Genomic DNA, 15,715 nt, shown 5'->3' with positions numbered 1-15,715 from the left:
GCCGCGCCCAGTACCCCCGCCGTCAGCCCCCGGGCCAGCCGCGCGCTCTCCGTCAGCTGCGCCACGATCGCCGCCATGGTGCCGAACAGCATCCCCACCGCCCCGAGGCCCAGGCCCAACGCCACTGCCCCGGCAGCTCCCTGGCCCGCCAGGCCCGCCGTCACCAGCACGGCCAGGACGGCGTTCGCGGACGCCGCCGCCAGCAGGGCCGCCGTCAGCGACGCCCGCCTGCCCACCGCGCCGGAGGAGATCAGCTCCTGCCGCCCGCTCTCCTCCTCGTCGCGGGTGTGCCGTACGACGATCAGCAGGCTCGTCACGGCGGCGAGAGCGCCCGCGTAGACGCCGACCCGCCAGGCGGTGAGGGCGCCGAGGGAGTCCCCGAAGAGGGGGCCGATCAGCGCGCGGAAGGAGGAGTTGGTGGCGACCTGGTGCAGCAGATCGGCGCGCTCGGCCCCGGTGCCGTACACGCCCTTGAGGGTGCTCGGCATCGACAGGACCATCAGGGCGTTCACCGCCACCCACACCGGGATCGTCAGCCGGTCGCGGCGCAGGTTGAAGCGGAGCAGGACGCCCGTGCCCGCCAGACTCGTCATGACGTCTCCTGGTAGTGCCGCAGGAACAGTTCCTCCAGCGTCGGCGGGGTCGACGTCAGCGAGCGCACGCCCGAGTCGGTCAACGACCGCAGTACGGCGTCGAGTCGGTCGGTGTCGACCTGGAGCCGGACCCGGTGGCCCTGGACGTCGAGGTCGTGGACGCCCGGCAGCTGCGTCAACCCGTTGGGGGCGCCCGCGAGTTCGGCCGTGACGCTGGTGCGGGTCAGATGGCGCAGGTCGGCGAGCGAACCCGTCTCGACGGTACGGCCGCCGCGGATGATGCTGACCCGGTCGCACAACTCCTCGACCTCGCTGAGGATGTGGGAGGAGAGCAGGACCGTGCGGCCGCGCCCGCTCTCCTCCTCCACGCAGCGCTGGAAGACCTCCTCCATCAGCGGGTCCAGGCCCGAGGTCGGCTCGTCCAGGATCAGCAGGTCCACGTCCGAGGCGAACGCGGCGACGAGCGCGACCTTTTGCCGGTTGCCCTTGGAGTAGGTGCGGCCCTTCTTGGTGGGGTCCAGTTCGAAGCGGTCGATCAGTTCGGCGCGCCTGGTCTGCGAGAGACCGCCGCGCAGCCGGCCGTAGAGATCGATGACCTCGCCGCCGGAGAGGTTGCGCCACAGGGTCACGTCCCCGGGGACGTAGGCGATCCTGCGGTGCACCTCCACCGCGTCCTTCCACGGGTCGCGGCCGAGGATCTGCGCGGCGCCGGAGTCGGCGCGCAGCAGGCCGAGCAGGACGCGGATGGTGGTGGACTTCCCGGCGCCGTTGGGGCCGAGGAAGCCGTGCACCTCGCCGGTCTCGACGTCCAGGTCGAGTCCGTCGAGGGCATGGGTCCGGCCGAACGACTTGTGCAGTCCGGAGACGGTGATGGCCTTCGTCATGCTTCAGAACGTACGCTTCCTTCAGAAATTTGTGAAGTTAAGGAAGCATATGAAGCCCCGTTAGGGTGGTGACCATGACGGATGCGGTGGAGCGGGACCCGGAGGCGGTCTCACGGTTCGTGGAGCGGTTCGCGGCACAGCTCGTCGAGGCGGGGCTGCCGCGTATGCCGGCCCGGGTCTTCTCGGCGCTGCTCGCCTCCGACAGCGGAGCCCTGACCTCGGCCGAACTGGGCGAGCGGCTCCAGGTCAGCCCTGCGGCCGTGTCCGGGGCGGTGCGCTACCTGGCGCAGGTGCACATGCTGTCGCGCGAGCGGGAGCCCGGCTCGCGGCGGGAGCGGTACCGGGTCCACTCCGACCAGTGGTACCAGGCGCTCACCAACCGTGAGGCGATCATCAAGCGGTGGGAGGACGCCTTGCGCGAGGGAGTGGCCAGCCTGGGCGCCGGGACACCGGCGGGACACAGGCTGGCCGAGACCCTCGCGTTCTTCGAGTTCATCGAGAAGGACGTGGCGGAGATGATGGAGCGCTGGAAGTCCCACCGCGCCCGGCTCTTCGGTGACTAACGCTCCTTGGTCTCCTCCAGGACCGTCCGCCCCAGCAGCAGATAGCGCTCCGGGGAGCGGCGCTTCAAGTACTGGGCGTACGCGATGCCCAGGGCCGCGACCGCCGCCACCAGCCAGGGCGTGGCCTTCAGGACCAGCGAACCCGACTCCGAGCCGGCCGCCGCGCTCATGTTGGAGACCAGCAGGGCGACCACGCCGAGCATCGCCACACCGCCGAGCAGCGGGGCCGTCAGGGTCCGGAACCAGTGCCGGCTCTCGGGGTGGTGCGTGCGGAAGTACACCAGCACCGCGAACGAGCACACCGCCTGCACGATCAGGATCGCCATGGTGCCGAGGATCGCGAGCAGCACGTAGGTGCCGGTGTACGGGTCCTTCCCGGCGGCCCAGAACGCCAGCAGGAGTACGGCCGTCACGACCGTCTGCACCAGGCCCGCGACGTGCGGCGAGCCGTGCCGGGGGTGGGTGCGGCCGACCGTGTTCTTCAGCGAGGGCAGCACGCCCTCGCGGCCCAGCGCGTACATGTAACGGGCGGCGCAGTTGTGGAAGGCCATGCCGCAGGCCAGCGAGCCGGTGATCATCAGCCACTGCATGACGTCGACCGCCCAGTGGCCGACGTACCGCTCGGTGGGGCCGAAGAAGAGCCCGAAGGGGTTGTCGGTGGCGACCTTGACGGCGTCCGCCTCGCCGGTGCCCGAGATCGCCATCCAGGAGACGAGGACGTAGAAGACGCCGACGCCGAGGACGGAGATCATCGTCGCCTTGGGGATGATCTTCTTCGGGTTGCGGGACTCCTCGCCGTACATCGCCGTCGACTCGAAGCCGACCCACGACCAGAAGGCGAAGAAGAGGCCGAGTCCGGCGGACGTGCCCTTGAAGGCGTTGACCGGATTGACCGGGTCGAGGCTGAAGCCGTCCGGGCCGCCGCCGTGGAGCGCGACGGAGACCGCCATCGCGGCGAGGACCGTCACCTCGGTGGCGAGCAGGACGACGAGGAGCTTCTCGGCGACCGAGACGCCGAACCAGGTGCCCGTCGCGTTGACCGCGAGCATCAGGGCCGCGAACGCCCACCAGGGGATGTCCACCCCGGTCTGGTCCTTCAGCGTCCCCGTCGCGAACGACGAGAAGATGCCGATCAGCGCCGGCTCGAAGACCACGTACGCGAAGGTGGCGAGCAGTCCGGACGCGAGCCCCGCGGTGCGGCCGAGGCCGTAGGAGATGAAGCCGTAGAAGGCGCCCGTCGAGGTGATGTGCTTCGCCATCGAGGTGAAGCCAACGGAAAAGATTGCCAGGACGACCATTGCGACGACATAGCTCGCGGGGGCGCCGATGCCGTTGCCCGCCGAGACCATGAAGGGCACGTTGCCGGTCATCGCGGTGATCGGGGCGGCGGTCGCCACCGCCATGAAGACCACCCCGAGCAAGCCGATGGCGTTGGGCTTCAGCCGGTGCACCGTACTCTCTTCGCCCGTGTCCGCCGCCGGGGCGACTCCCTCGTCCACTGCCATCGGGTGGCCCCTCTCCTAGTTCGTCCACTACGTTCCGAACCGGAACTTTGGAGACCGAATAAGTCGAGCAAGGGTCTCGGGGCGTTAAATGTTTGTCAACCATACCTTTAGAAATCTGACCGCAACACGCGGCTCGTAGCGTCGTCGCCATGAGCTACACGTCCGTACTCGGCGGTCGACAGCACCGCTTCGACACCCTCGCCCGTCTGCTCGCCGCCGCGAGTCCCGAACGCTCCGGCGACCGGCTGGCGGGACTGGCGGCCGCGTCCGAACAGGAGCGGGTGGCCGCCCGCTGGGCGCTGGCGGACGTGCCGCTCGCTCAGTTCCTGACCGAGCCGCTCATCCCGTACGAGAGCGACGACGTCACCCGGCTCATCCTCGACACGCACGACCCGTCGGCCTTCGCGCCGGTGGCGGGGCTGACCGTGGGCGAGTTCCGGGAGTGGCTGCTGTCCCCCGGAGCCGACGCGGCGGCACTGGCCGCCCTCGCGCCCGGGCTCACGCCCGAGATGGTCGCCGCGGTCTCCAAGCTGATGGGCAACGCGGACCTGGTCGCGGTGGCCCGCAAGGTCCGTGTGGTCACCGCGTTCCGCTCCACGATCGGGCTGCCGGGACGGCTGGCGACCCGGCTCCAGCCCAACCACCCGACCGACGATCCGGCGGGCGTGGCGGCGGCCCTCCTCGACGGACTGCTGCTCGGCTCCGGCGACGCCGTGATCGGCATCAACCCCGCGACGGACAGCCCCAAGGCCGTACGGGACCTGCTGGAGCTGTTGGACGGGGTGATCCAGCGGTACGCCATTCCCACCCAGTCCTGCGTGTTGTGCCATGTCACGACGAGCGTGGACCTGATGTCCCGGGGCGCCCCGGTGGACCTGGTCTTCCAGTCGATCGCCGGGACCCAGGCGGCGAACGCCTCCTTCGGGGTGACGCTGGGGCTGCTCGACGAGGCGCACGAGGCCGCCCTCGCCCTGGACCGGGGCACGGTCGGCCGAAACGTCATGTACTTCGAGACCGGGCAGGGCAGCGCCCTGTCGGCGGACGCGCACCACGGGGTGGATCAGCAGACGGTGGAGGCCCGGGCGTACGCGGTGGCGCGGCGCTACGACCCGCTGCTCGTGAACACCGTCGTCGGCTTCATCGGCCCGGAGTACCTCTACGACGGCCGGCAGATCCTGCGCGCCGCCCTGGAGGACCACTTCTGCGGCAAACTCCTCGGCCTGCCGATGGGGCTGGACATCTGCTACACCAACCACGCCGACGCGGACGACGACGACATCGCCACCATGCTCACGATGCTGGGCGTGGCCGGCGCGTCCTTCGTGATCTGCACCCCGGGCGGCGACGACATCATGCTCAACTACCAGTCCGCCTCGTACCACGACGCGTTGTACCTCCGGGAGGTCCTGGGCCTGCGCCCGGCACCGGAGTTCGAGACCTGGCTCGACTCGATCGGGCTGCTGGACGACCGCGGGGCGATCAGGGACGCGTCGGGCGGACATCCGCTGACGGCCATCGGAAGGGAGCTCGCAGCATGAGCAACATCGCTTTGGGCGACGGTGAGTTGTGGTCGTCCCTGCGTCGCCACACGCAGGCCCGTATCGGGCTGGGCCGCTCCGGCTCCGCACTGCCCACCCGGCACCGGCTCGAACTCCAGGCCGCGCATGCGGCGGCCCGGGACGCGGTGCACTCGCCGTTCGACCCGGACGCGGTGGCGGCGGGGCTGGCGGGGACGCCGACGGTACGGGTCCGCAGTGCGGCTCCCGATCGGCTGACGTATCTCCAACGGCCGGATCTGGGGCGCCGGCTGCATGCCATCGACCGGACCCATCTGCCCGAGGGGGAGTGGGACGCGGTCTTCGTGGTCGCCGACGGGCTGTCCAGCCGGGCGGTGCACGAGCACGCGGCGGCGGTGGTGCGGGAGACCACGGCCCGCCTTCAGGGCTGGCACCTGGCTCCCGTCGTCCTCGCCGAACAGGCCCGCGTGGCCCTCGGCGACGACGTCGCCCAGGCGATGGGCGCCGCGATGGTCGTCGTCCTGGTCGGGGAACGGCCCGGGATGTCGGCGGCGGACTCCCTGGGCGCGTATCTGACCCACCGGCCCACTCCGGGCGTGACGTCGGACGCCGACCGCAACTGCCTCTCCAACATCCGCCCCCCGCTGGGCCTGTCGTACACGGGAGCGGCGGAAAAGCTGGCGGTGCTGATGACCAGGGCCCGGGAGCTGGGCCTGACCGGGGTGAACCTGAAGGACGAGACGGACGCGCTGCCGCACTAGCCCGGACCGGACGCGCTGCCGCCCTGGGCCGGGCTGGGCGTGCTGCCGCCCTGGACGGGACCCGGCGCGCTGCCGCCCTGGGCCGGGCTGGGCATGCTGCCGCACTGGACCGTAGCGAAAGTCCTGCCGCCCTGGACCAGGCCGGGCACGCCCCGCACGGGACCTGACCGGACGCGCCCCGCACCGGATCGGACGCGCTGCCGCCGCCCTGGACCGGACCCCGGGCAGGGGGTTTCCGTGGGCGGCCTGCCTGATCGACGGCTCCTCGTCCGCCCCCGTCCCCCCGCCTCCTCACCGCCCCGGCAGCACCAACCCCAACGCTCCCTCCCGTACCGTCCACGTTCGTCTCCGTACCGGCCCGGCCACCCCCGCGTCCGCCCGGTACCGGAAGTCCGCGCCCGTGACCGTGACCGTCCGGCCGGTGGCCAGCAGCGGGGACGCCTCCGCGCCCACCGACAGCGGGCGTACCTCCACCGAGGCCAGGCCCCCGCCGGAGCCGGGGGTCACCGAGACCGCCTCCAGGGGCTGGTCCAGGTCCACCAGCGTGGCCCCGTCGACCTCCACCCGCAGCCGCGAGGGCCCGGGAAGGACCGGCGCGGTCTCCCGGGCGGGGCGGGCCGGCACCAGGGTCCGTACGAGGGACTGGCAGGTCCGCAGCCAGGGCCGCCCGGCCTCCACGGGCTCCTCCCGCGTGACCGACGCGGGAATCCGCAGCGCGCCCAGCACCACCCCGTCGCTGTCGTCCACCAGCATGTCCAGGCGCCGCTCGGTCCCGTCCAGGACGGTCCGCGCGGCCGCCACCGCCCCCATGGGCACGCCCAGCGCGTGGGCGACGCCGAGAGCCGGGCCCACCGGCACCACCGACAGCACACATTCGGCCAGCTCCCGCTGCCGGTGCAGCAGCACCACCGCCCGCATCAGCGCACGGTCGTCACCGACCACCACCGGCCGCCGAGAGCCCCGCCGGGCCAGCGCCCGGGCGAACTCCTCGGGCCCCTCCGGCAGACACACCTTCGTCGCCGCACCCGCGCTGAGCACGTCTTTCACGATCCGTACGGACTCGCCGTCCATCTGCCGGGCGACCGGATCGATCACCACGAGCAGCTGATCGGAAGTCGCGGAAGTCGCCACCTCGGCCATGCCTCGCTTCCTCGGGTAGCATCTTTGTGCAAGAGCCCCTTGCGCTATTGCGCCAGGGGCTTCGTCTATTCCGGGGCATCCGGGTCCGACGGGCAGCGGCCGACGACGGCCGTTGGTGCACGCGACGGCAAACCGTACGCGTCCACCCCTGACCTTGGACATGCCCCGCCCGGAAGGGGTGTACGCGCGTGCCCGCACTTGTGCTGCTCGGTGCTCAGTGGGGTGACGAAGGCAAGGGAAAGGCGACCGACCTGCTCGGTGGCTCGGTGGACTATGTGGTGCGCTACCAGGGCGGCAACAACGCCGGCCACACGGTAGTCGTGGGCGATCAGAAGTACGCCCTCCACCTCCTCCCTTCCGGAATCCTGTCTCCGGGGTGCACCCCGGTCATCGGCAACGGTGTCGTCGTCGATCCGTCGGTCCTGTTCTCCGAGCTGAACGGACTGAACGACCGCGGCGTCGACACCTCCAAGCTCCTGATCAGCGGTAACGCCCACGTCATCACGCCGTACAACGTCACGGTCGACAAGGTGACGGAACGCTTCCTCGGAAAGCGCAAGATCGGCACCACCGGTCGCGGCATCGGCCCGACCTACGCCGACAAGATCAACCGCGTGGGCATCCGCATCCAGGACCTGTACGACGAGTCGATCCTGACCCAGAAGGTCGAGGCGGCCCTCGACGGCAAGAACCAGCTCCTGACCAAGGTCTTCAACCGCCGGGCCATCGAGGTGGGCCAGGTCGTCGAGGAGCTGCTGAGCTACGCGGACCGCCTGAAGCCGTACGTCGCCGACACGGTCCTGGTGCTCAACCAGGCCCTGGAGCAGGACAAGGTCGTCCTGTTCGAGGGCGGCCAGGGCACGCTCCTGGACATCGACCACGGCACGTACCCCTTCGTCACCTCCTCCAACCCGACCGCCGGCGGCGCCTGCACCGGCGCCGGCGTGGGCCCGACGAAGATCAGCCGGGTCATCGGCATCCTGAAGGCCTACACGACCCGGGTCGGCTCCGGCCCCTTCCCCACCGAACTCTTCGACGAGGACGGCGAGGCGCTGCGCCGCATCGGTGGCGAGCGGGGCGTGACGACCGGCCGTGACCGTCGCTGCGGCTGGTTCGACGCGGTGATCGCCCGCTACGCGACCCGCGTCAACGGCCTCACCGACTTCTTCCTCACCAAGCTCGACGTCCTCACCGGCTGGGAGCAGATCCCGGTCTGCGTGGCCTACGAGATCGACGGCAGGCGCGTCGAGGAACTCCCGTACTCCCAGACCGACTTCCACCACGCGAAGCCGATCTACGAGTACCTCCCCGGCTGGAGCGAGGACATCACGAAGGCCAAGACCTTCGCCGACCTCCCGAAGAACGCCCAGGACTACGTGAAGGCCCTGGAGCAGATGTCCGGCGCCCCGATCTCCGCGATCGGCGTCGGCCCGGGCCGCGACGAGACGATCGAGATCAACTCGTTCCTGTAATTCCCTTTTGGGCGTCAGCCGTTGGGCCGGTCGGGGACTTCCTTGACCGGCCCATGGCCTTTTCCTGGTTCCCGGGCGCACGGGTGTGAGACCAGCATCTACGCGTGTAGTGCCGTCCTCCCGCACCTTGCCCCCAGGAGCCCTCCATGCCCGTCAGTCCCCTCAACCGCCGGGACTTCGTGAAGAAGTCGGCCGTCACCGGGGCGGCCGTGGCCGTCGCGGGGTCGGTGGGAGCCCCCGCCGCCGAGGCCGCCGAGCACAAGCCCGCGCAGAAGAACCGCACCTGGTCGTTCTCCGTCCTCGGCACCACCGACCTGCACAGCCACGTCTTCGACTGGGACTACTACAAGGACGCGGCCTACAGCGACAGCAAGGGGAACTCCGTCGGGGTCGCGCGGGTCGCCACGCTCGTCAAGCAGCAGCGGGAGGCCAAGGGGGAGGACCCCGTCCTTCTCGTCGACGCCGGGGACATCATCCAAGGGACCTCCCTCGCCTACTACTTCGCGCGCGTCGAGCCCATCACCGGCAAGGGCGCGCCCAGACACCCGATGGCCGTCGCCATGAACCACATGCGCTACGACGCCGCCGCCCTCGGCAACCACGAGTTCAACTACGGCATCGAGGTGCTCAGGAAGTTCGAGAGCCAGTGCCGCTTCCCCCTCCTCGGCGCCAACGCCCTCGACGCGAAGACGCTGCGGCCCGCTTTCCAGCCGTACACCGTGAAGCGGATCTGTGTGCCGGGCGCCCCCGACATCAAGGTCGGCATCCTCGGCCTCACCAACCCCGGCATCGCCCTGTGGGACAAGGACAACGTCAGCGGGAAGATGGTCTTCCCGGGCCTGGTCGAGCAGGCGAGGAAGTACGTGCCCCGGCTGCGCGCCCTCGGCTGTGACGTCGTCTTCCTGACCGACCACTCGGGCCTGGACGGCAGTTCGTCGTACGGCGACGAGCTGCCGTACGTCGAGAACGCCTCCAACCTCGTCGCCCAGCAGGTCCCCGGCATCGACGCGATCCTGGTCGGCCACACCCACGTCGAGGTGCCGTCGTACACCGTCAAGAACGAGGAGACCGGCGAGGACGTCCTGCTCTCCGAGCCGTACTGCTGGGGCTACCGGCTGAGCGTCTTCGACTTCGAGCTGGAACTCGTGCGCGGGCAGTGGAAGGTCACCAGGAAGACCGCCCAGACCCTCAATCCCAACACGGTCGACGAGGACCCGGAGATCAAGAAGCTCCTGGAGGCCGACCACGAGCTGGTCGTGAAGTACGTCAACACCCCGGTCGGCACCTGCACCGAGGACCTCTCGGCCGCCGAGTCCTGCTGGAAGGACGTCCCCATCATGGACTTCATCCACCAGGTGCAGATGGACACGGTGAAGGCCGGCCTGTCGACCTCGGACGCGGCCCTGCCGCTGATCTCCGTCGCCGCGCCCTTCTCCCGCACCGCCGACATCCCGGCCGGCAGCGTCACCATCAAGGACATCGCCGGGCTCTACATCTACGACAACACCCTGTACGGCAAGAAGCTCACCGGCGCCCAGCTCAAGGACTACCTGGAGTACGCGGCGAAGTACTACCACCAGGTCCCGGCGGGGACCGCCGTGGACACCTCGACGCTGACCAACGCCAACAGCTTCTGGGACTACATGTACGACACCGCCGCGGGCGTCTCGTACGACATCGACATCGCGGCGGCGGAGGGTTCGCGGATCAAGAACCTCTCCTACAACGGGACTTCGATCACCGACGACCAGGTCTTCGTCGTAGCCGTCAACAACTACCGGGCCAACGGCGGCTCCGGCTACCCGCACATCGCCGCCGCCGACATCGCCTACAGCTCCACCAACGAGATCCGCCAGCTGATGATCGACTACGTGACGGCCAAGGGCGCCCTGGACCCGAAGGACTTCGCGGTCACCAACTGGCGGCTGACGCAGGACGGGACCCCGGTCTTCTGACCGGAGTCCCGTCGTCCGGGCGGCCGGTGTCTCAGCAGCCGGCCGCCCAGGTGTGGGAGTCGCCGCGGTCGTTGGCCACGCCGTTGTAGCCGACCTCCTGGCCCGGGGCGAGACAGATGGTCATGGGGCCGAGCCGGTTGGCGGAGGCGTACACCTTCACGTGGTCCTTGATGCCGGGGCCCGAGATGCCGTGGTTGGCCCAGGAGGAGTCCTGGTCGGCCATGTTGCTCTCCCACCAGCCGTCGTCGCCGGTCCACTCGATCTTCTGGCCCTGGAAATCGGCGTCCGTCCAGGCGCAGAAGTTCCCGCTGCCGCAGGCCGCCGCCTGGGCCGAGGCCGAGGTGGCGAGGACGGCTCCGGTGGCGAGCAGTCCGGCGGACAGGACGGCGATGAAGCGCTTCACGTGTTTCCTTTCGGGTGGGTGCCGCCGCCCTCCAGCAGGGCGGTCGCCTGGGTGAGGGCGCGGGCGCGCAGCCGCCGCCACTCCGTGAGCTCCGCGCGGTGCGCCGCACGGACCTCGGCGAGCGGGCGGCCGGTCCTCGCGGCCTCGGGCTTCAGGTTGTTGACGACGACGGACGCGTGGAACCAGCGGTCCTGGTCGCCGTAGAGCCGTCGCTGTGCGGCCGCGAGGCAGCCGTCGGTGTGGGCGCGGACGACGAACCCGGTGCGCAGCCGCAGCGACAGCTCGGCCCTTCCGGTGCCGAACAGCGCGTCGGCGACGCGCTGTTGGTCCGACGCCGGGGACAGGCCCCGGCGGGTCAGGCAGTCGTCGGTGAGCCGGCGGGTGGCGGCCTTGATGACGTCGTCGGCGCTGGGTGCCGGGTGGGCGGCGCAGGCGGACGCGGTGAGGAGAGCGAGGACGGCCAGAGCCGTGGTCGCCGTGCGGGAACGCATGGACGGTCAGCCGGCTTCGCAGCCCATGGTGGTGTCGCTGACCCCGTCGAACTTGGTGGCCCAACTCCAGTTGTCGGAGTAGTCGTCCGGGTGGATCGCCCGGTACAGACAGGCGCCGCCGCTCTGGAAACCGATCGCGTACACGGTGCCGGACGCGCGCGAGTCGAAGGAGTACGCGTGCCGCTTCACCCGCGGCTCCGCCTCCTTGTACCCCGGCGGCAGGTAGTCCCAGGCACCGCCCGCCCCCATCTGCCCCGGCTCCGCCCAGAAGTAGACATGCCCCGGCGGTACGGCAGCGGCGGCGTGCGCGGGCGGGGCGGCGAGGGGAGCGAGGGCGGCGAGCAGCACGGAGCTGACCAAGACGGAGCGCATGCGCGCTGCATGCCCAGGCATTTATGGCCGTATGCGGGCATTCACCCGTTCAGTGGATCATCGGGGGCGGGTGTCCATGGGGGGTACCGGTGCCGGTGCTTGTGCTGCTGCGGGACGGGACGGCTGCCTACCGCCTCCGAACGCGGTCCGGTGCGTCCTGGGTGGGCGTCCCAGCAGCTTCTCCGCCGTCGGCAGGACCTCCGCGCCCTGGGTGCCGTCCAGCGCGCGGTGCAGGATCGCGTCGACCACCTCGGGCGGGAAGCCGTATCGGGCCATCCCGGTGCGGGCGGCTTCGCCGGTGACAGGGCGGACGCGCAGGTCACGGCCCAGGATCTCGCCGAGGATCGCCGGCTCCTGGGTGGGCGTGAGGGCCTGCGGGCCGCTCAACTCGTGGACGGCTCCGGCGTGGTCGCCGGTAGTCAGGGCCGGCGCCGCGATCTGAGCCAGGTCCGCCGGGTCGACGCTCGCCGCTGCGCGGTCCGCGAAGAAGACCCCGTGCACGCCCGCGAAGGCCGCGTCCAGGCTCGCCGGGTCCGCCGCGTCGCCGTACACCGCCTCCATGCCCGCCGGAAACCGTGCCCGCGCGGGCCGCCGGGGCATCGCGCTCACCGGCCGCCGCGAGCCGCCGTACCAGTTCGCTCCCCACATGGCCGGTCGCTCCGGTCGCCAGGATCATCGCCGTCGCTGCTCCCCCGGAAGCAGCCAGGGAGAAATACCGCATACAGGCCTATTCTGGAACCGTGCATCTGTGCGTGTCGATCCGGAGAAGGTGAGTGCGATGCGCGTACTGCTCAAGGTCTCGATGGACACGGAGAAGGCGAACGACGCCATCAGCCACGGCACCCTGCCGAAGCTGATCGAGCAGTCGATGGAGCAGATCAAGCCCGAAGCGGCCTACTTCACCGCCGAGGACGGCCAGCGCACCGCCTACATGGTCTTCGACATGCAGGACAGCTCGCTGATGCCGGTGATCAGCGAGCCGTTCTTCATGAACCTGGGCGCCAAGATCACGTACACCCCGGTGATGAACTACGACGACGTCCAGAAGGGCCTGTCCCAGCTGGGGCGTTGACCTCGACCGGCGTGAGCCGAAGACGATCCGTCAGCTGAAGATGATCATCGAGCCCTGGGCGAGGCTCCGGGTCGCCGCCGCGTGCAGCCCCAGCCAGACATGGCGTTCCCGGGCGAACGGGCTGGGGTCGTACGGCGCGGGAACGGCCGGCTCCTCCAGCTCCGTGGGGGCCCCCGGCGGCTCCGGGGGCGCCGGCGGGTTGGCCGGATCGATGCCGATCACCGGGGCCACGAACTCCAGCTCCCGCAGCAGGGCCTGCGAGGAGCCCAACGGGCCGCCACCCGCGAGGAGTTCGTCATCGGCGAGGGGGTGCGGGAAGTCGACGGGGACGTACGCGCCCGCGTGGTCGTAGTGCCAGACCAGATGGGACTGCTGGGCCGTCGTCTCGAACATCTCCAGCAACTGCTCGTAGTCACCGCCCAGTTCGTCGACCGGGGTGACCGGGAGGCCGCACACCTGGAGCAGATAGGCGCGGCGCAGGAAGTGCAGGGCGTCGTAGTCGAACCCGGCGACCGGGGCGACCTCGCCGGACAGCCCCGGCATGTACTGGTACACCGGCACCGGCGGCAGCCCGGCCTCGGCGAGCACCTTGTTGTATTGCGCGAGTTCATCGGCGAACGGGTTGTCCGGGGTGTGGCACAACACGTCGACGAGCGGCACCAGCCACAGGTCACAGGCCAAAAGACAGCTCCTCGGATACTCGCTGTGCGCGGATATCGTCACATGGTGGTCAGGGAAGGGTAGTCGCTGGAGTCCCGGCGCGGGGCCCCCTGTGCAGGTCGTGGTGGTCCCTTACCCGTGGCGGGGGCGGTCAGTCGGCGGTGAGGCCCTCGATGAGGGTCAGATAGTGGCCGTTGTAGGCGGTGAGCAGCTCACGGGCGGTCTTGGTGTCGCGCGCATACAGGGCATCGGCGATCTCGGTGTGCCCGGCCCACAGCCGGCCGCGCAGATCGGTGACGCGGCGCAGATGCTGGACCGTGCACACCCAGGTCTGCACCCGGAGCCGGTGCAGGAAGTCGGCGAGATAGGGGTTGCCGAACAGGACGCTCAGCTCGCGCCAGAAGCGCAGGTCGTAACCGATCAGTACGGTCAGTTCGCCCGCGGCGGCGGCCCGCTGGGCCTCCTCGCCGCGCCGCCGTACCCCCGCCACCGCCGCGGCCGTACGGGGTTCGTCGAGCTCCTGGAAGATCCGGTGGCCGGCGTCGAGCGCCTGGAACATACCGTCCGTGACCAGGCTGCGGGCCTCGATCATGCCGCGGAAGTCGTCGAGCGAGTACTCGTGCACATGGAAGCCGCGATGCTGGTCGGCCTCCAGCAGGCCCTGCGCGGACAGGTCGACGAGTGCCTCGCGCACCGGGGTCGCGGAGACGCCGTACTGCTCGGCGATCTCCTTCACGGTGAACTCCTGCCCCGGCTGGAGCCGCCCGGCCAGTACCTCGTCGCGCAGCGCGTCCGCGATCTGCTGCCGCAGCGTGCTGCGGGTGACGGCACCGTTACCGCTGCTGCCGGGCATCGTCGGGGCGCCTCCCTCGCGCAGGTGCACATGGCGTGCTCGTACATATGTCTACGAGCACGCCACCTTACGCGTTCGAAGGCCCGGGGGGTTTACTCCGTGTACTCGTCCGCCACGGAGAGCGCAACGTCCAGCGCGGCGAGCCCCTCCTTCAGCTCCGCCTCGCTCACATTGCACGGCGGCACCACATGCGTCCGGTTCATGTTGACGAACGGCCAGATGCCCTGCTTCTTCGCCGCCGCCCCGAACGCGGCCATCGGGGCGTTCGCCTCACCGGCCGCGTTGTACGGCACGAGCGGCTCGCGGGTCTCCTTGTTCCTCACGAGCTCCAGGGCCCAGAACATGCCGACGCCCCGCACCTCGCCGACGCTCGGGTGCCGCTCGGCGAGCTCACGCAGCGCGGGCTCCAGGACGGCCGTACCGAGGTGCCTGGCGTTGTCGACGACGCCCTCCTCCGCCATGACGTTGATCGTCGCGACGGCGGCGGCGCAGGCGAGGGGGTGCCCGGAGTAGGTGAGCCCGCCCGGGTAGGGCCGCTTGCCGAAGGTCGCGGCGATCTCCTGCGAGATGGCGACGCCGCCGAGCGGGACGTATCCGCTGTTGACGCCCTTGGCGAAGGTCATGAGGTCGGGGGTGACGTCGAACAGGTCGGCGGCGAACCACTCGCCGGTGCGTCCGAATCCGGCCATCACCTCGTCGAGGACGAAGACGATGCCGTACTTGTCGCAGATCTCCCGGACGCCCGCGAGGTAGCCGGGCGGCGGGACCATGATCCCGGCCGTTCCCGGGATGGTCTCCAGGATGATCGCGGCGACGGTGGCGGGCCCCTCGAAGGCGATGGTCGTCTCCAGGTGCTCCAGCGCCCGCGCGGTCTCCTGCTCGTCGGTCCCGGCGTAGAAGCGGGAGCGGTAGAGGAAGGGTGCCCAGAAGTGCACGACCCCGGCGGAGGCGCTGTCGGAGGCCCAGCGCCGGGGGTCGCCGGTGATGTTGACGGCCTGCTGGGTGCCGCCGTGGTACGACCGGTACGCCGAGAGCACCTTGGGCCGGCCGGTGTGCAGCCGGGCCATCCGAACGGCGTGCTCGACGGCGTCGGCGCCGCCGTTGGTGAAGAAGATCTTGTCCAGGTCCCCGGGCGTCCGCTCGGCGATCAGCCGGGCCGCCTCGGAGCGGGCCTCGATGGCGAAGGCGGGCGCGAAGGTGGTCAGCTTCGCCGCCTGCTCCTGTATCGCGGCGACGACCTTCGGGTGCTGGTAGCCGATGTTGGTGTAGACGAGCCCGCTGGTGAAGTCGAGATAGCGGTTGCCGTCGTAGTCCCAGAAGTACGACCCCTCCGCACCGGCGACGGCGAGCGGGTCGATGAGCTCCTGCGCGGACCAGGAGTGGAACACATGAGCACGGTCCGCGGCCTTCACGGCGACGCCGACCTCGGGGTGTGGCTGAGGGGTCATGCGGGCGAGCGTAAATGTCCGCGATA

Annotated in this window: 16 protein-coding genes and 1 pseudogene; 6 read left to right on the top strand and 11 right to left on the bottom strand. The window is 70.4% G+C overall.

Annotation, left to right across the window (positions count from 1 at the left end; genetic code table 11):
• Nucleotides 1-593 (bottom strand): annotated as a pseudogene (locus tag ACFULQ_RS19340) (ABC transporter permease); the annotation flags it as partial.
• Entirely contained in the window at nt 590-1,477 is an 888-nt protein-coding gene (locus tag ACFULQ_RS19335; protein ID WP_383545355.1) for an ATP-binding cassette domain-containing protein, read from the bottom strand. The gene ACFULQ_RS19335 and the pseudogene ACFULQ_RS19340, both read right to left, overlap by 4 nt.
• 74 nt (nt 1,478-1,551) lie before the next feature.
• On the opposite strand from ACFULQ_RS19335, the gene ACFULQ_RS19330 reads away from it, so the two are divergent.
• The gene (locus tag ACFULQ_RS19330) at nt 1,552-2,040 is read left to right on the top strand and encodes a GbsR/MarR family transcriptional regulator (protein ID WP_383545352.1); all 489 of its coding nucleotides are present in this window, start codon (nt 1,552-1,554) and stop codon (nt 2,038-2,040) included.
• On the opposite strand, the gene ACFULQ_RS19325 is transcribed toward ACFULQ_RS19330, so the two are convergent.
• Nucleotides 2,037-3,545 carry an APC family permease gene (locus tag ACFULQ_RS19325; protein ID WP_383545349.1) on the bottom strand — a complete coding sequence of 503 codons (1,509 nt, stop codon included), beginning with the start codon at nt 3,543-3,545 and terminating at the stop codon, nt 2,037-2,039. The genes ACFULQ_RS19330 and ACFULQ_RS19325 overlap by 4 nt on opposite strands.
• Before the next feature lie 149 nt (nt 3,546-3,694).
• Here ACFULQ_RS19325 and ACFULQ_RS19320 point away from each other — a divergent pair, with 149 nt between their 5' ends.
• Together ACFULQ_RS19320 and eutC are read left to right on the top strand one after the other, a co-directional pair.
• The gene (locus ACFULQ_RS19320) at nt 3,695-5,083 is read left to right on the top strand and encodes an ethanolamine ammonia-lyase subunit EutB (protein WP_383545346.1); all 1,389 of its coding nucleotides are present in this window, start codon (nt 3,695-3,697) and stop codon (nt 5,081-5,083) included.
• On the top strand, nt 5,080-5,823 hold the full coding sequence (gene eutC / locus ACFULQ_RS19315; RefSeq protein WP_383545343.1) for an ethanolamine ammonia-lyase subunit EutC: 744 nt from the start codon (nt 5,080-5,082) through the stop codon (nt 5,821-5,823). The genes ACFULQ_RS19320 and eutC overlap by 4 nt, the downstream gene beginning before the upstream one ends.
• 291 nt (nt 5,824-6,114) lie before the next feature.
• Here eutC and ACFULQ_RS19310 read toward each other — a convergent pair whose 3' ends face one another.
• Nucleotides 6,115-6,963, bottom strand: a complete 849-nt coding sequence (locus ACFULQ_RS19310; RefSeq protein WP_383545340.1) for a diacylglycerol kinase — start codon at nt 6,961-6,963, stop codon at nt 6,115-6,117.
• A gap of 188 nt (nt 6,964-7,151) precedes the next feature.
• Between ACFULQ_RS19310 and ACFULQ_RS19305 the strand changes: the two genes are divergently transcribed.
• Nucleotides 7,152-8,435, top strand: coding sequence for an adenylosuccinate synthase (locus ACFULQ_RS19305; protein WP_383545337.1), 1,284 nt, complete (start codon nt 7,152-7,154; stop codon nt 8,433-8,435).
• A 146-nt stretch (nt 8,436-8,581) separates the two neighbouring features.
• Nucleotides 8,582-10,390, top strand: coding sequence for a bifunctional metallophosphatase/5'-nucleotidase (locus ACFULQ_RS19300; protein WP_383545334.1), 1,809 nt, complete (start codon nt 8,582-8,584; stop codon nt 10,388-10,390).
• 31 nt (nt 10,391-10,421) lie between these two features.
• Here ACFULQ_RS19300 and ACFULQ_RS19295 read toward each other — a convergent pair whose 3' ends face one another.
• From ACFULQ_RS19295 to ACFULQ_RS19280, 4 genes are read right to left on the bottom strand one after another with little or no spacing between them, the layout of a single operon-like run.
• Entirely contained in the window at nt 10,422-10,793 is a 372-nt protein-coding gene (locus tag ACFULQ_RS19295) for a peptidase inhibitor family I36 protein (RefSeq protein ID WP_141206109.1), read from the bottom strand.
• Nucleotides 10,790-11,284 (bottom strand): hypothetical protein, encoded by a 495-nt coding sequence (locus ACFULQ_RS19290; RefSeq protein ID WP_383545331.1) that lies wholly within the window; start codon nt 11,282-11,284, stop codon nt 10,790-10,792. The genes ACFULQ_RS19295 and ACFULQ_RS19290 overlap by 4 nt, the downstream gene beginning before the upstream one ends.
• A gap of 6 nt (nt 11,285-11,290) precedes the next feature.
• Nucleotides 11,291-11,656 (bottom strand): hypothetical protein, encoded by a 366-nt coding sequence (locus tag ACFULQ_RS19285; RefSeq protein ID WP_383545328.1) that lies wholly within the window; start codon nt 11,654-11,656, stop codon nt 11,291-11,293.
• 57 nt (nt 11,657-11,713) lie between these two features.
• A complete protein-coding gene (locus tag ACFULQ_RS19280; protein ID WP_383545325.1) occupies nt 11,714-12,304 on the bottom strand; it encodes a hypothetical protein in 591 nt (196 codons plus the stop codon).
• A 130-nt stretch (nt 12,305-12,434) separates the two neighbouring features.
• On the opposite strand from ACFULQ_RS19280, the gene ACFULQ_RS19275 reads away from it, so the two are divergent.
• The gene (locus ACFULQ_RS19275; RefSeq protein ID WP_383545322.1) at nt 12,435-12,728 is read left to right on the top strand and encodes a hypothetical protein; all 294 of its coding nucleotides are present in this window, start codon (nt 12,435-12,437) and stop codon (nt 12,726-12,728) included.
• A 30-nt stretch (nt 12,729-12,758) separates the two neighbouring features.
• Here the strand turns inward: ACFULQ_RS19275 and ACFULQ_RS19270 are convergent, their stop codons facing one another.
• The 3 genes from ACFULQ_RS19270 to ACFULQ_RS19260 all read right to left on the bottom strand — a co-directional run bounded on the left by ACFULQ_RS19270 (nt 12,759) and on the right by ACFULQ_RS19260 (nt 15,689).
• Nucleotides 12,759-13,409 (bottom strand): hypothetical protein, encoded by a 651-nt coding sequence (locus tag ACFULQ_RS19270; protein WP_383545319.1) that lies wholly within the window; start codon nt 13,407-13,409, stop codon nt 12,759-12,761.
• Nucleotides 13,410-13,539: 130 nt separating this feature from the next.
• The gene (locus ACFULQ_RS19265; RefSeq protein WP_383545316.1) at nt 13,540-14,241 is read right to left on the bottom strand and encodes a GntR family transcriptional regulator; all 702 of its coding nucleotides are present in this window, start codon (nt 14,239-14,241) and stop codon (nt 13,540-13,542) included.
• 92 nt (nt 14,242-14,333) lie between these two features.
• Nucleotides 14,334-15,689, bottom strand: a complete 1,356-nt coding sequence (locus tag ACFULQ_RS19260; RefSeq protein ID WP_383545313.1) for an aspartate aminotransferase family protein — start codon at nt 15,687-15,689, stop codon at nt 14,334-14,336.
• Nucleotides 15,690-15,715: the final 26 nt, after the last annotated feature.

The sequence above is a fragment of the Streptomyces sp. NPDC057253 genome, from assembly GCF_042669125.1.
Lineage (GTDB): Bacteria > Actinomycetota > Actinomycetes > Streptomycetales > Streptomycetaceae > Streptomyces.
This window is presented reverse-complemented; position numbering and strand designations above follow the sequence as displayed.

Bases quoted from the DNA above. Each gene is read 5' to 3' on its own strand.
- ACFULQ_RS19300 (WP_383545334.1), top strand. From the start codon at position 8,582: ATGCCCGTCAGTCCCCTCAACCGCCGGGACTTCGTGAAGAAGTCGGCC.
- ACFULQ_RS19310 (WP_383545340.1), bottom strand. From the start codon at position 6,963: ATGGCCGAGGTGGCGACTTCCGCGACTTCCGATCAGCTGCTCGTGGTG.
- ACFULQ_RS19285 (WP_383545328.1), bottom strand. From the start codon at position 11,656: ATGCGCTCCGTCTTGGTCAGCTCCGTGCTGCTCGCCGCCCTCGCTCCC.
- ACFULQ_RS19260 (WP_383545313.1), bottom strand. From the start codon at position 15,689: ATGACCCCTCAGCCACACCCCGAGGTCGGCGTCGCCGTGAAGGCCGCG.
- ACFULQ_RS19325 (WP_383545349.1), bottom strand. From the start codon at position 3,545: ATGGCAGTGGACGAGGGAGTCGCCCCGGCGGCGGACACGGGCGAAGAG.
- ACFULQ_RS19265 (WP_383545316.1), bottom strand. From the start codon at position 14,241: ATGCCCGGCAGCAGCGGTAACGGTGCCGTCACCCGCAGCACGCTGCGG.
- ACFULQ_RS19280 (WP_383545325.1), bottom strand. From the start codon at position 12,304: ATGTGGGGAGCGAACTGGTACGGCGGCTCGCGGCGGCCGGTGAGCGCG.
- ACFULQ_RS19320 (WP_383545346.1), top strand. From the start codon at position 3,695: ATGAGCTACACGTCCGTACTCGGCGGTCGACAGCACCGCTTCGACACC.
- eutC (WP_383545343.1), top strand. From the start codon at position 5,080: ATGAGCAACATCGCTTTGGGCGACGGTGAGTTGTGGTCGTCCCTGCGT.
- ACFULQ_RS19335 (WP_383545355.1), bottom strand. From the start codon at position 1,477: ATGACGAAGGCCATCACCGTCTCCGGACTGCACAAGTCGTTCGGCCGG.
- ACFULQ_RS19275 (WP_383545322.1), top strand. From the start codon at position 12,435: ATGCGCGTACTGCTCAAGGTCTCGATGGACACGGAGAAGGCGAACGAC.
- ACFULQ_RS19330 (WP_383545352.1), top strand. From the start codon at position 1,552: ATGACGGATGCGGTGGAGCGGGACCCGGAGGCGGTCTCACGGTTCGTG.
- ACFULQ_RS19290 (WP_383545331.1), bottom strand. From the start codon at position 11,284: ATGCGTTCCCGCACGGCGACCACGGCTCTGGCCGTCCTCGCTCTCCTC.